This window comes from Edaphobacillus lindanitolerans, assembly GCF_900156305.1.
GTDB classification, from domain to species: Bacteria; Bacillota; Bacilli; order Bacillales_A; family Planococcaceae; genus Bhargavaea; species Bhargavaea lindanitolerans.
Window position 1 is genome coordinate 657,433 of the sequence record NZ_FTPL01000001.1, and the last position, 13,181, is coordinate 670,613.

Consider the following 13,181-nt stretch of genomic DNA (forward strand, 5'->3'; position numbering starts at 1 on the left):
CACACTCAGGAAGCTTTGCCGTCATCCGGTTCATCACCGGCTTTTTTAGCCGGCGTTCCCCCGTTTTCCTCCGCTTTTCCCGCTTTGTCTTCCTTCCCATCCTCCGTTTTTTCCTTTCCGGACTTTTCCTCTGCTGATGGACCTCTTGGTTGATCGGAAGCCTGCCCGGCTTCTTCTTCTGCCTGCTGCACTTCTTCCATGGCATCTTTGATCTCGCCCAGCTCTTGATCGATCTCTCCGATCATGTCCTGCTTTTCCTCCCCGGACAGTTCACGGTCTGAACGGATTTCCTCTTGGCGCATGGCCAATCCGTAGGCAAGCAGTACCGGGTCTTCCATGGACCGTGCCAGGTCGACCGCCTCTTCGGCCTCGTCTCTCCCGATGTGGATCCAGTATTTCAAATAATCCTCATCCGTCTTCAGTGTGATGTTCGACCGGATATTCTCTTTCTGTGTTTCGGTCAGCCGTTCATTGATCACATAGGAATCCGCAAGTTCATAGAGCGTCACATAGGGGAGTGCCTGGACCTTATAATCGGACAGCTCGGTAACCGCATCGCTGTATTTCTTCAATAAATAAGACTCGTGCGCACGGGTGATGGCCTCATTCTTCGGTTTTTCATAGATGAATGTATAAAGTGTAAAGATGATTGCCGGGATGAGGAGGATTCCAAGTCCGATTGAAAGGCCCTTGGTGATCCTCCACTTTTTTCGTGGCACGTTCAACTGCTCTCTTGCCCGCAAGTCGATCAGGCGGATGTTCCTGCTTACGTAATCAAGCAATGCCTCGGGAGATTCCGCATTCATGATCGAACCGGCTTGAGTCCCGAGTGCAAGGGTTTCATGATGGCGGAGATAATCACTGAATGAATATTTTCCGTCAACGAGGAACGCTGCAGCGGCCCTTGTCTCAAGCCAGACGCGCTCCGGATCCGATTTGGAGGGCGGCAGGGTTCCGGTTAATCCATAGTGGAGGAAATGGGGTTCCAATCCGCTGCTGAACACGATGTTTTCGGGACAGATCACCGGATGCAGGCGCCCATTCCCCGCTTCCTGTGCCGTTTCGACAAGTCTCCCGGCCAGAATCCATTTCGTCTTTTCATCCTCTAGCAGCACATCTTCGAAACGGCGGAACCGTTCCGGGAATGCGGCATGGACCGTGAGTTCATCCTCCTTCAGCTCTATCGTTTTCCGGATGGCCGGATCGATGGCGGCGATAAAGGCGATTTCCGCTTCATTTTTCAAGCCGATCCGTTCAGTCTGGAAAACGAACGAACTCCCGTCTTTTTCATGCCGGATCACTGCGTCCAGCAGTTCTTCCATATACGATGAATGCCTGTCTTCCTTTGCCATGTCGGTCTTCCCCTTTGCTGATTCTTGAAGTCGCCGTATAGCCGTATATCAGAGAATCTCCAGCCGGTCTCCCGACTTGATCTCGCATTGCGCGAGCGTCATATGGCCCGGATATGTACGATTTTTATTGACGACCCTTACCCAGTGGCCTTCCCGCTGATGCTTTGTCACATCTTGCACCTGCCGTGCGATGTGCGTCACTTTTTTGAATGTATGATAATCCGACAATCGAAGGTCCATCACATCTCCTTCATAATTGGACAGATCGACCGTGACTTCGACATACATGTCTTTTCCCTCCCATTAATCAAGGAAGAGCGCCTTTCCCAACCGTGAAAGGCGCTCCTGAATCCACTTGCTGTCAATCAGCCACGGATCTGGCTGGCAATTTGCTCATCCGCATCGCGAAGTGCATGGCCGGTGCGGTTCAGCTGGACGCTGATCTCCGTAAGAAGTTCACGCATATCATTGAAATGCGGCTTAAGGCGCTCGTATTGCTCAGCGAACGCACGGCTCGAAGCCCCTTCCCAAGCGGACTGCAGTTCCGAGATCATGCCGTCGAGACGGCCGATCTGTGCTTCCACTTCTCCCGACTCGTTATTGTAGCGGTTTGCCATTGCTTCCAGTTCAGCAGGGGTGACGCGAATGATACCTGACATTCCATTCAGCTCCTCTGTTTTTATTGAAATAGTCGCAGCGGCCGGCCCGGGGAATCCGCCCGCCGGCCCATACATACCGATCCGCAAAAAGCGGCATGGCGCATCCGAAAGCGACCGCTTTGGGACTTTCCTTCTACATGAATACCATCCAGTAAAAATTTTGTCAAAATTGTGTCGAAGTCGAGATGATTTGAAGTTAAGCCGAAAGACTCAAAAAACCGGGAGCCCTTCAGCCCGCAGGGAGGATGAATTGATAAACCCTGTGAATATAGCGATTTAATTGTCATTTATTTTCCGCCATTTTAGGAATTAAGGCTTGGTAACCCCCTTTCCTGAAGGTCTTTTGATTCATTTTTATATTTTTCTACTTTCCTGCCAGTACTCATAGAATGATCAGATCGTGATCATCGTCGCCCTTCTTTTTTCGGCAGGCAAGGATTCATTTGTCAATTGATGAACCATCTGAACCATCCATTCCATTATCCCTCACTTCCGGCGGCTCGGCCGGGGGTATTTTCCAATATGGGCCGCGACTAATTGCCCATATCGTTTTGATTATTCAAAAAACAGTACCTTTCTTGTCGAATTAACGCTATCATAATGTCTAACTCCGCGGAATGATTCTATGAGCACGCTTGCTGCCATAGGATGCAATCAATCAATCCCAAGCGGAGGGATGAAGACGACAAAGGGGGAAAGATGAATGGATCAGATGTTGGAAAAGATCGTCGGGTGGCTATGGGGGCTGCCGCTCATATTTACGGTTTTATTTGTGGCATTTTATTTCACGATCGGCAGCAAAGTGTTTCAGATTACCCATCTGCCCCACATCTTCAAGGCGACATTCGGCAAGGTGTTCTCAAAGAAAGACCGTGAGAAGCAGGATACCGGAAAAGGAATCCTTACGCCGTTTCAGGCAGTGGCCACGGCAATCGGCGGCAGCGTCGGCGTCGGGAACATCGGCGGAGTCGCGACCGCCATTGCAGTCGGGGGGCCGGGGGCCGTCTTCTGGATGTGGATCACCGCCCTTTTCTCGATGATGACCAAAATGGTGGAAGTGACGCTTGCCGTCCATTATCGGAACTCCGATGAAAAAGGAGACCCGTACGGCGGTCCTACCTACTACATGCAGAAAGGACTCGGCGAAGAACGCAACATCAAATGGTGGAAGATCCCGGCCATCCTATTCGGCTTCGGCATCTTTGCAACGTTCTTCATCACCCTGCAGAACTACACGGTCGCCGAAGCCATCGATTCCACCTTCGGCTTCGGGCTGATCCCCTCTTCCCTTATCTATGTGGTCGGCATCTATTTGATCATCCTCGGGGGCATCAAAAGAATCGGTGAAACTGCCGCAAAACTCATCCCGTTCATGTGTGCGTTTTACCTGATCGCCGGCCTTTATATCATCTTCTCGAACGCCGGCGACATCATTCCCGTGTTCCGTCTGATCTTTGACAGTGCATTCAACGGCATGGCCGCTGTGGGCGGCTTCGCGGGGGCGGCCATCGCCCAGGTCATCCAGATGGGCGTTGCCCGTGCCGTCTACAGCAACGAGGCCGGCTGGGGGACATCCCCGATGATCCACTCCACCGCCAAGACCGACCACCCGGTCAAACAAGGGCTGTGGGGGGCGGCGGAGGTGTTTATCGACACGATTGTCATCTGCTCGATCACAGCGCTGACCATCATCGTGACCGGCGTCTGGTCAAGCGGGCTGGACGGTGCCACACTGACGCTGGCCGCCTTCGAGGAAGGCATCGGAACGACCGGACGTTATGTCATCACGATTTCGGTCTTCCTGTTCGGGCTCACGACGACAACCGGCTGGTACACCTATTACGAAATCCTGCTCCGCCATATTTTCTCGAAAGACCGGAGCATTCCGCTGAAAAACAAGATTGTCTTCCTGTTCAAATGGGTTTATCCATTGCCGGGTCTGCTGCTCGTCATCTATGCCGTCTTCTATCAGCTCCCGGGCAAGTATGTCTGGTACTTTGCGGACATCACGACGGCCATCCCGACATTCATCAACCTGGTCGTCCTCCTGTTCCTGAGCAAAAAGTTCTTTGCGCTGCTGCGGGATTACAAGGCACGTTATCTGAACATCGGAAATGTCGATCCCGATTTCCGCCTGTTCTACGAAGACCGTGACAAGTGACTTCCTGCCGTTTAGGTGCAGTCGCCCTGGGGAATGATACGGAGGACTGCATCAGACAGGAGGAATATTGACATGACTGCAAAGGAATCTGCACAAAAAATCCTGGACGAAAGCATGATCGGAACAATGGCGACCGTTCAGGGCGGCAAACCCTTCAGCCGGTACATGACATTCTTCAATGACGGGTTCAAGCTCTACACGGCCACTTCACGGAAGACCGATAAAGTGGATGAACTGGAATCAAACCCGCACACCCACATCCTGATCGGCTACGACGGGGACGGTTTCGGCGATGACTATCTGGAAATCATGGGTACGGCAACCGTGACCGACGACCGGGGCCTCATCGATAAGGTGTGGAACGACGCAATGAACGGCTGGTTCGACGGCCCGGACGACCCGGACCTCGTCATCCTGAAGATCGAACCCGATTCAATGCGCGTCATGAACAAAAAAGGCCAGCCCCCTCAGGAGGTCGACTTTTCCTGAGACAGACCGTCCCGGCATGAATGAAGCCGGGACGGTTTTTGATTTGTCGATGGGGCGGATCACCTGGTTCTCGGTATTCCTCCCTCCGGATAGCCCGGGACCGGCGGCAGTGTTGGATAAATGCGTTTATATTCCCCCTCCCCGGATGTCTCGGTGGCCGGATTGTCGGGTATAAGTAGATAATAGAGTGAAATGACTGTACGGGAGGGTGCCAATATGAATCCAAAATTCGACGAGATGCAGAAGCGTCTCACCCACATCGGGAACCTGAACCATTACATAGAGGATCTGATGGAGAAGATCCCGGGGAATCTCGTTTCCGACAAGCAGCGAAAAAAGCTTCTCGAAGCAATCACCGACGACGATGACCTCAGCGTCTTGCTCGACGGGCTGAAGAATCCGAGACCGCCGAGATTCGTCCTTGTCGGAAGGACCGGCGTGGGCAAAAGCAGCCTGGTCAACGCCATGAGCGGCAAGTATCTCGCTGAGGTCAGCGACGTTGAGATCGGAACGAAAGAAGCCAGGAAATTCACTTACGAATCGGACGGACAGGTGTACTTTGAAGTAATTGACACCCGCGGGACGGGCGAGTCCGAGACTTTCGACACGAATGCGGAGGACGAGCTTGCAGACGTGGTGCGGGAGTTCCATCCGGACGCCCTGCTTTTCCTCCAGAAGGCGACCGAGCGGGCACACATTGACAAAGATGTGATGGCCGCAAAAAACCTCATGGACAAGACGGGCGGTGAACTTCCCCTTGTCGCCATCCTCACGCACATCGACGAACTCAATCCGTCGCGGATCAAGGAGCCGGATAACTATCCGGCCGAGAAACTGAGCCTGATCCGGGAGAAGACGGATCAGCTCGCCCGTATCTTCGGCGAGCACGGTGTGGCAACGAAGGCCATCCTGCCGGTGTCCTCGTATATCGAATGGAACGGGACCGGCGAAGAAGAGGAGGGATCCGCGGACGGGAACCCGTCGATCGCTTTTGACGGGCGTCGCGGGATAGAAGAACTGCTAGATTTTTTAGAGGAGAACCTGGACGTCCGGGCGGCAATCCACCTGGGTCTCACCGTACGGCTGAACAGGATCGCCATCCGGATCTCTGAACGGTTCATTAAGATCTTCTCTGCCCTCAGCGCAACGGTCGCCCTCAGCCCGATCATCGCCACGGACATCGCCGTGCTCCTGACCCTGCAATCGATCCTCTTGATGATCATTGCCTATCTGTCGGGCCGGGAGCTGGAATTCCGCACGGCCCGGGAGCTGCTCGTCTCACTCGGCGGCGTGGGCGCAACGGGATTCACGCTGCGGATGGTCGCCCAGCAGGGGAGCAAATTTGCGAACCTGTTCTTCCCGGGTGCCGGTTCGGCAATCAGTGCCGGCATTGCGAGCGGCGGCACGTACGCCATCGGCAAGGCGGCCGTGGCCTATTACCTCCGGGAAGTACCGGAAGACCAGCTCGGACAGATCGTCAAAGACGCCCGGCGGGAGTTCGAGGAACAGCAGGAAGAGAAATAATTCAAAGCCCCCGGCCGCATGGAGCGGCCGGGGGCTTTTGGGTCGTTTGATCTGTCAGTGTCGTTTGCCATTGTTGCTTCCCTTTCCGATCTGCTTGAACGGATAGGCCAGGAGATCGCCGGCAAGCTCTGCAGCACGTGCCCAAAGATCGCCTTTTCCGGCCGCCAGCCGCTTCACCGTGGATTCGGCCTGTTTTTGCTGTTCCTGCAGTTTCAGCAGCGTGTCAAACCCGCTCCGGACAAGGCCTTTGAGCCGCTCCTGCATCGATTCGGCCACTTCCGGGAAAAACCCGCTGAAGTGATCTTCTCCGATCCATTTTTGCGCATTGGCGGCTTTGTCGACCTCCCGCTTGAAGTGGGCCGACTGTGCTTCCATCAAATAATACAGATCGAGCGCTTCCTGTATGCGGGAGAGCTTCCCCCAGCCGATATTTTTTGCACGGTACAGACGGACCGCGTCGCGGACGTCCTCCCGCCGTGTATGATGGTTCGGCTTGTCCCGGTAAAGCAAAGTGAAGTCCGGATCGGGGAGCGACGGATACCAGCGACGGAACCTTTCTTCGAACTCCGTAAGCACGGCACGCATCTCCCGACGGGCCTCTTTCTCATACTGGCCTTTCGGATAATAATAATCCAGCAGTGCTTCACGCCGATTTCTGCGGGCGAGCCATCCGCCCGCTTCCGGCCAGTTCGGGTACGGACCGCCGGCCGGGCCAATCTCTCTATTTTCATGATTGTCCATGTCGCTCCCCCCTTTCTATCTCCAATTATACGGGATTGTCCGACAGCTTTCACGGGGAGAGCCCAATTAAATAAATGAAGCCTGGACGGCTCGGTCCAGGCTTCCCTTGTCACTTGATCCATTTGTGGAACATCGGACTTTGTTCGTCTTTGCCGAACACCGGGTCCTGCCCGGGGACCGGCACGTTTGAGATGGTGTTCTTGGCGCTTGCCTTTTCCTTTGGATCACGTTCCTTGAGATCTGGCTGCATGCCGTCCGGATACGCCCCGACGACTTCAAACTCATCAGAAGAGTCGAGTTTCCTGTGAGCAGTCCCGGCAGGCAAGAGAATGACGTCCCCCGGTTTCACTTCCAGCCGCTCACCCGCATCACCGCCGAGCAGCATCGTTGCCCTCCCGCGGACAACACCGAGCACCTCATGGGTATTCGTATGGTAATGATGGTAATCATACACATCACCCGTCCAACTGTTCGTCCAACCATGGCCGGCGAAAGACCCACTGATCGAGTCCGGTTCCGGCCCCGTTTCCCCGTCATACGCATTCTGGTAGAATATGACCGGCAAGTCCGGATTATTCGGCACTTGCCCGTCGTCCTTCATATAAAACGACCGCACCTGCACGTCCATACCGCGCTCATCCCTTTCCTGCAGAATTGTCTTTACTTCCTCCTTACCCGTCAATTGACTCCATAATCGTCCGGCCGTATAGCACGCACCGCTTTTAAAAGTTGATTCGTTTTGCCTTTTCCGACTGGCCTTCAGCCCTCTTCAACCATCCGATCGTGCCGAATTGCGCCGGCAATCAACCGTTTCTTCAGCCGGAATCCCCGTTAAGCCGGTTCGCAGCGGGCTCGCCGGCAGGTTACGATCGGGGCACCCGGGAATAAGAAGGCACCGTGCACGGCCGGAAAGGCCACAACTTGAAAAACGAAGAAGTGATCTCGCAGTACGAACCGATGATTTCCTCGATGCTCCGTCAGTTGCATATCCACCGTGATCATGACCACTTCCGCCAGGCGGCCAGGCTTGCCCTCTGGATCGCGATCGGCAAGTATGACCCGTCGCGGGGACATCTGGCCCCGTTCGCCTACCGGACAATTCGCGGTGCCATGCTTGATGAATTGAAAAAAGAGGGTCGGTACGGTGATACGTTCACCGCAACCGAAGGAATGAAGCTTGAATATCTGGCCGGCGCCACTGCCGGTCCGGACACGGACAGCGATCCGCGGATGGACAGGCTGCGCGACGCCGTCCCCAGGCTCAGCAGCGCGGAAGTCCTGTTTCTCCGGCAGCTCTTTGAGGATCGGCTTCCCCATGCGGTCATCGCGCGCACGGAAGGGATCTCTGTTCCCGGGGTCAAAAAACGCCGGGAACGGCTTCTTTTAAAACTGAGGACTTGGATGGAGGAAGAACCGGCAACCCACGACCGGAACGGCGTTTATCCCTCTGTCGGCAGGGGTAAGGATTAACATGAACGAAAACAGGAGGGATTTACTTTATGGTAAAAGTACTTTCAGTGGAAAATGGTGTACAAGCACGCGACGAAATTGAAAAACTCGTGAACCAAGGCTATGACAAAGATGATATCTATCTGTTCGCTCACTATCAGGAGCGTGAAGATGACCTTGCGAAGGCACTGGACGTCGAAACCCCGGGCATCGGCGAAACAGGCTTCTTCCAGACGATGAAGAACTTCGTCGCAAAACGCGGAGACGAACTCCGTTCCGAATTCGAAGGCGTCGGGCTTTCCAAGCAGGAAGCGGATCAATATGAAAAAGTGCTGGATGAAGGGAAACTCGTCCTCGTTGCTCAGGACAACGCCTGAATCCGGAACGCCGCCGCAACAGGCGGCGTTTTTTGCTATGCACTTTTATTGGGAAAGGAGACTGCCGATGGGTATCCACAAGTTTTTTGCCAGCATGAACGACCTTGAACGGATCATCCGCGCCCCGGGCAAGTTCAAATTTGAGGAACATAACGTCGCTGCCCACTCCTGGAAAGTCTCCCAGTATGCGATGTTCTTCGGGACGCTCGAGGAGATGAATGGAGCCACAGTCGACTGGAAGTCCCTTTACGAAAAGACGATCAACCACGACTTTGCAGAAGTCTTTATCGGGGACATCAAGACGCCGGTCAAGCACTCTTCCCCCGAGTTGAAGCAAATGCTCTCAACTGTTGAGGAGAAAATGATGGAAAAATTCATCCTGCGGGAAATCCCGGAAGAATTCCGGGAGGTGTTCTTCCATAGGATGAAAGAAGGCAAGGACGGCACACTCGAGGGAAGGCTGCTGGAGCTAGCAGACAAGCTCGACCAATTTTATGAGGCATACGCCGAACTGAAACGCGGGAACACCGAGCCGGATTTCATCCAGATGTATGAGATCGCTTTGGAGAAAATCCTTGCCATGCCGCTCAAAGCGAGCGTGGACTATTTCCGGGACGTGATCGTCCAGGATGTCATCAATGAAAAAACAGCACTTGATGTGAAAAGCCTCACACTCCGGATCCTGGAAAATCCCGGTCCATCCGCAGATTGATTCGAGTTCCGTTCAGGCGGTGTCATCCTTCCGCCCACAAAATGAGAATATTCTATATTGTGTAAAGTGGCGAATTGATGTATAATTATGAAATCCCATTTGTATTCTGCGGTAGCAAGAGATCAACGGAAACCTGAAAGGATCCCCCGGTGGTTCCTTTTTTATTTTCAAAGGAAAGGATGATGCACCATGCAGATCACGCGAGGCGCCACTGAAGATACCCGAAGGACTGCCAATGACTATGTCCACCATGTTTATGAGCTGGTAAAGCGCCGGAACCCCGGACAGCAGGAATTCCTGCAGGCCGTCCGGGAAATCTTCGATTCTCTCCGCCCCGTTTTCGCACAACATCCGGAATATATCCGGGATGGCATTCTGGAACGGTTGGTTGAACCCGAGCGGGTCATCTCATTCCGGGTGACGTGGGAAGACGATAGCGGGAAAGTGCATGTGAACCGGGGGTATCGTGTTCAATACAACAGCACGCTCGGCCCTTACAAAGGCGGCATCCGTTTCCATCCCTCCGTGAATGACAGCATCATCAAATTTCTCGGTTTTGAACAGATCTTTAAAAATGCACTTACCGGTTTGCCGATCGGCGGAGGCAAGGGCGGTGCCGACTTTGACCCGAAAGGCAAGTCTGACCGCGAAATCATGAGGTTCTGTCAGAGCTTCATCACAGAGCTCTGGAAGCACATCGGGCCGGACACCGATGTACCGGCCGGCGACATCGGTGTCGGAAAGCGGGAAATTGGTTATATGTTCGGCCAGTACAAACGGCTTCGGAATGCCTACGAAGCAGGTGTGTTCACGGGCAAGGACCCGTCCAACGGCGGAAGCCTCGGGCGCAAGGAAGCGACCGGATATGGCCTCGTTTACTTCACTGCCGAAATGTTCGCGAACCACGGACTGGACCTGGAAGGCAAGAAAACGATCGTATCGGGATCCGGAAATGTATCAATCTATGCGATGGAAAAAGCGATCGGGTACGGGGCGACGATTGTGGCCTGCAGTGATTCAGACGGCTATATTCACGATCCCGGCGGCATTAACTTGGATACGGTGAAGCAGCTGAAGGAAGTCGAGCGGCGAAGGATCAAAGATTATTTGGATTTCCATCCGGACGCCGAGTATACGGAAAACTGCGAGGGCATCTGGTCCGTGCCGTGCGACTTGGCCCTTCCCTGCGCAACACAGAACGAGCTGAGCGCGGAATCCGCCGCCCGGCTCATTGAAAACGGCGTGATCGCCGTTGCGGAAGGCGCCAATATGCCATGCGACCAGGAAGCGATCGATCTGTTCCTGGAGAACGGCATCCTGTATGGTCCTGCCAAGGCGGCCAATGCCGGCGGGGTCGCCGTGTCCGCCATGGAGATGTCCCAGAACAGCATGCGATTTTCCTGGACGGAGGAAGAGGTGGACGAGAAACTCCGCCTCGTCATGCAGGACATCCACCGGAACTGCGTGGAAACTGCGGAACAGTACGGATTCACCGGCAACCTGATGGCCGGTGCCAATATCGCCGGGTTCCGCAAAGTCGCGGATGGCATGGTGACACAAGGATTGAACTGATGCCGGTCCTTCTTACAACCGCTGTTCAAGATTCATCAAAGTCAACTCAATCAAAACCCCCAAAAATCCGGCCGATCAGCGCGGGTTTTGGGGGTATTTTCAATATCGTCAGGATTCCGCTACTCAAACGAGTTGAAAAAATCGTCAGGCAGCCAATTGGACCCGAACAGTGCATCGTAGACAACCATTCGATAGTCCTCCACCAGTTGTCTCGTTTCTGGATCCATCATCAAATCGGCAATCCGGCCCGCGTCTGTAACGATGAAGTCTTTTCCAATCCGTTTAACTCCTGACTCAAGTAGTTGATCCATCAGACTGTGGAATGGCGAGACAAAATAATCGCCCTCTTTTAATATGACTGTCGTCAAAAACATCGGGGAAATCCCTTCGAGATTGATTCCGCCTTCACTGCGTCCATTGTTCATATATAGCAGCCAGGGGGTTTCATGGAGCAGGCTGCCCGGGAATTGTTCTTCTTTCCCTCTGAACAAGCTTGGAAAGTGGTCACCATAAAGCATCAGATTGATATCCTTGTCTGATGCAGAAAGTTCCTCGATCAGTTGCCTGATTGCCTCATCAGACGCCCTGGTTCCCTTTAGGTAATTAACGAGTCCTTGGCCATCCTTTTCAGGATAGATGTCAAAATTAATGTCCGGGCTGTACTGCATATCGGGCAGTTCCCCATTGAACGGGGAGTGGTTTTGCATCGACAGTGCATGGATGAACCCTGTTTCTTCCTCACCCAGTACTCTAAGAATGTCTTTATGGAATTCTTCATCTGCCACCCTTTGGAAAGTTCCCAATTTGCCGGTATGCTGAATCCCATTATCCAGATAGAGGAAGTCATCAAAACCCATTTCCCGATAGACTGACTTCCGTCTGTACAGGCTGGCCGTATATGGATGGATGGCAACCTTATCATTTTTAATGTAATTGAGAATTGAATGATGGTTCTTTGCGCCCACATAAAAATCGGAGTACGGCGTTGTGGCCATCGGCTCATTAAAGAGTTCCAGGCTAAACGACGTCAGGACCGACCATTCTATATTGGCCGTTCCTCCCCCAATATATTGGCTGTACACAGTGCCTCCACTATGCACTTTTTGCATGTCGGTGATGTATGGGATCGGGGTTTCGTTTTTGAGCAGATCCGGAATCCTTTTGGGATCCATGAGTGTTTCACTCAAATACAGGATAGTCTGGGAGTCGGATAAATTATTGCTCCTGCCAGAGTTGATCGACTTGGCCTTTTTGAGATAGTCACTGCTTATTCTCTCGATATTCTGCCTGTTGTAGTTGGCGGGCTTTTGCATGTAATCCGGTTTAATCGTATGCACAAAACTCGGAATGAATCCGTCTTGTCTGGCTCTTGCAACAGGATTGAAATTATGGGAATTGGTCTTTTCATATTTCAATATCCTCGCATTATATGTATCCGGGTGTACAAAGATCACAATTAATGGTACAAGTGCAATCAGAAGAATACCCACTCTGGTCTTCAATCCAATATTGAAGTTCATCTTTTTTGCTATCTTCTTGCTGACATAATGGAAGAGAACCAAAACCGACAAGATGGTGAGAAGAACCAACAGTGCCTGCCCTACAGGAATATCAACAAATGACAGCAACTCTTTTGGTGAACTGATCGCCTGCAATTCCTTGAATGTGATAAATTCGTTTCTCTCTTTTACTTTGATCTGGTTACTGATCACGATTGCCGCAAATATTAAATTGGTCACGAGAAGACTTACTATGAAGGTTCCGAAAATCGCATACATGGCAAAGAAGATCAATACGACCAAAGAGGCCCCGCTATAGAAAGAGGTCCTGACATCGAGGTTTTCCAGCAAGGAGAAATCTACAAATAAGCTTTTATTCAGCCAATCCACGATCAAGCTTGAATTGATGCAGATGATTACAGTCAAAGACAACAGGTATACGACAATCAGGATTCTCTTCTCCCATTTATACATATTATCCCACCTTTAACTCAAACATGTTTGAAAACCATATAAGTAAACAGTTTAAAATATTTTATCTCTTACAACAAGAAAGGGCAACATCATTTTTCCAATACTCAGTTATGGTTCAAGAGATTCAATAGTCAGCCGATTTCTGAAACTCTCCTATGGGCGATTGGTATGA

At 52.4% G+C, this 13,181-nt stretch carries 13 protein-coding genes; 7 read left to right on the forward strand and 6 right to left on the reverse strand.

The genetic code is table 11. The annotated features are described in order from the left end of the window. Positions 1-5: 5 nt before the first annotated feature. The 3 genes from essB to B0B07_RS03160 all read right to left on the reverse strand — a co-directional run bounded on the left by essB (position 6) and on the right by B0B07_RS03160 (position 2,011). The gene (gene essB, locus B0B07_RS03150) at positions 6-1,352 is read right to left on the reverse strand and encodes a type VII secretion protein EssB (RefSeq protein WP_076756899.1); all 1,347 of its coding nucleotides are present in this window, start codon (positions 1,350-1,352) and stop codon (positions 6-8) included. Positions 1,353-1,400: 48 nt separating this feature from the next. Continuing rightward, on the reverse strand, positions 1,401-1,640 hold the full coding sequence (locus B0B07_RS03155; RefSeq protein ID WP_076756900.1) for an ESX secretion system protein YukD: 240 nt from the start codon (positions 1,638-1,640) through the stop codon (positions 1,401-1,403). Positions 1,641-1,717: 77 nt separating this feature from the next. After that, positions 1,718-2,011, reverse strand: a complete 294-nt coding sequence (locus B0B07_RS03160) for a WXG100 family type VII secretion target (RefSeq protein ID WP_076756901.1) — start codon at positions 2,009-2,011, stop codon at positions 1,718-1,720. Positions 2,012-2,714: 703 nt separating this feature from the next. On the opposite strand from B0B07_RS03160, the gene B0B07_RS03165 reads away from it, so the two are divergent. The 3 genes from B0B07_RS03165 (at position 2,715) to B0B07_RS03175 (ending at position 6,185) form a co-directional block, all read left to right on the forward strand. After that, positions 2,715-4,172, forward strand: a complete 1,458-nt coding sequence (locus B0B07_RS03165) for an alanine/glycine:cation symporter family protein (protein WP_076756902.1) — start codon at positions 2,715-2,717, stop codon at positions 4,170-4,172. 72 nt (positions 4,173-4,244) lie between these two features. Then, positions 4,245-4,661 carry a pyridoxamine 5'-phosphate oxidase family protein gene (locus B0B07_RS03170; protein WP_076756903.1) on the forward strand — a complete coding sequence of 139 codons (417 nt, stop codon included), beginning with the start codon at positions 4,245-4,247 and terminating at the stop codon, positions 4,659-4,661. A gap of 216 nt (positions 4,662-4,877) precedes the next feature. Next, the gene (locus B0B07_RS03175) at positions 4,878-6,185 is read left to right on the forward strand and encodes a GTPase family protein (protein WP_076756904.1); all 1,308 of its coding nucleotides are present in this window, start codon (positions 4,878-4,880) and stop codon (positions 6,183-6,185) included. 54 nt (positions 6,186-6,239) lie between these two features. Here the strand turns inward: B0B07_RS03175 and B0B07_RS03180 are convergent, their stop codons facing one another. Both B0B07_RS03180 and B0B07_RS03185 read right to left on the reverse strand, forming a co-directional pair. Then, entirely contained in the window at positions 6,240-6,926 is a 687-nt protein-coding gene (locus tag B0B07_RS03180) for a hypothetical protein (RefSeq protein WP_076756905.1), read from the reverse strand. A gap of 109 nt (positions 6,927-7,035) precedes the next feature. Continuing rightward, positions 7,036-7,554, reverse strand: a complete 519-nt coding sequence (locus tag B0B07_RS03185; RefSeq protein ID WP_076756906.1) for a cupin domain-containing protein — start codon at positions 7,552-7,554, stop codon at positions 7,036-7,038. A 293-nt stretch (positions 7,555-7,847) separates the two neighbouring features. On the opposite strand from B0B07_RS03185, the gene B0B07_RS03190 reads away from it, so the two are divergent. The 4 genes from B0B07_RS03190 to gdhA all read left to right on the forward strand — a co-directional run bounded on the left by B0B07_RS03190 (position 7,848) and on the right by gdhA (position 11,036). Beyond that, the gene (locus tag B0B07_RS03190) at positions 7,848-8,396 is read left to right on the forward strand and encodes a sigma-70 family RNA polymerase sigma factor (protein ID WP_144264276.1); all 549 of its coding nucleotides are present in this window, start codon (positions 7,848-7,850) and stop codon (positions 8,394-8,396) included. 29 nt (positions 8,397-8,425) lie between these two features. Continuing rightward, positions 8,426-8,752, forward strand: coding sequence for a YflT domain-containing protein (locus B0B07_RS03195; RefSeq protein ID WP_076756908.1), 327 nt, complete (start codon positions 8,426-8,428; stop codon positions 8,750-8,752). A gap of 67 nt (positions 8,753-8,819) precedes the next feature. Beyond that, positions 8,820-9,464 carry an HD domain-containing protein gene (locus tag B0B07_RS03200; RefSeq protein WP_076756909.1) on the forward strand — a complete coding sequence of 215 codons (645 nt, stop codon included), beginning with the start codon at positions 8,820-8,822 and terminating at the stop codon, positions 9,462-9,464. A 189-nt stretch (positions 9,465-9,653) separates the two neighbouring features. Next, entirely contained in the window at positions 9,654-11,036 is a 1,383-nt protein-coding gene (gene gdhA, locus B0B07_RS03205) for an NADP-specific glutamate dehydrogenase (protein ID WP_076756910.1), read from the forward strand. 119 nt (positions 11,037-11,155) lie between these two features. Here the strand turns inward: gdhA and B0B07_RS03210 are convergent, their stop codons facing one another. Continuing rightward, entirely contained in the window at positions 11,156-13,009 is a 1,854-nt protein-coding gene (locus B0B07_RS03210; RefSeq protein WP_076756911.1) for an LTA synthase family protein, read from the reverse strand. Between the last annotated feature and the right edge of the window lie 172 nt (positions 13,010-13,181).

Bases quoted from the DNA above. Each gene is read 5' to 3' on its own strand.
- B0B07_RS03160 (WP_076756901.1), bottom strand. From the start codon at position 2,011: ATGTCAGGTATCATTCGCGTCACCCCTGCTGAACTGGAAGCAATGGCA.
- B0B07_RS03210 (WP_076756911.1), bottom strand. From the start codon at position 13,009: ATGTATAAATGGGAGAAGAGAATCCTGATTGTCGTATACCTGTTGTCT.
- gdhA (WP_076756910.1), top strand. From the start codon at position 9,654: ATGCAGATCACGCGAGGCGCCACTGAAGATACCCGAAGGACTGCCAAT.
- B0B07_RS03185 (WP_076756906.1), bottom strand. From the start codon at position 7,554: ATGGACGTGCAGGTGCGGTCGTTTTATATGAAGGACGACGGGCAAGTG.
- B0B07_RS03195 (WP_076756908.1), top strand. From the start codon at position 8,426: ATGGTAAAAGTACTTTCAGTGGAAAATGGTGTACAAGCACGCGACGAA.
- B0B07_RS03170 (WP_076756903.1), top strand. From the start codon at position 4,245: ATGACTGCAAAGGAATCTGCACAAAAAATCCTGGACGAAAGCATGATC.
- B0B07_RS03180 (WP_076756905.1), bottom strand. From the start codon at position 6,926: ATGGACAATCATGAAAATAGAGAGATTGGCCCGGCCGGCGGTCCGTAC.
- B0B07_RS03155 (WP_076756900.1), bottom strand. From the start codon at position 1,640: ATGTATGTCGAAGTCACGGTCGATCTGTCCAATTATGAAGGAGATGTG.
- B0B07_RS03165 (WP_076756902.1), top strand. From the start codon at position 2,715: ATGGATCAGATGTTGGAAAAGATCGTCGGGTGGCTATGGGGGCTGCCG.
- B0B07_RS03175 (WP_076756904.1), top strand. From the start codon at position 4,878: ATGAATCCAAAATTCGACGAGATGCAGAAGCGTCTCACCCACATCGGG.
- B0B07_RS03200 (WP_076756909.1), top strand. From the start codon at position 8,820: ATGGGTATCCACAAGTTTTTTGCCAGCATGAACGACCTTGAACGGATC.
- essB (WP_076756899.1), bottom strand. From the start codon at position 1,352: ATGGCAAAGGAAGACAGGCATTCATCGTATATGGAAGAACTGCTGGAC.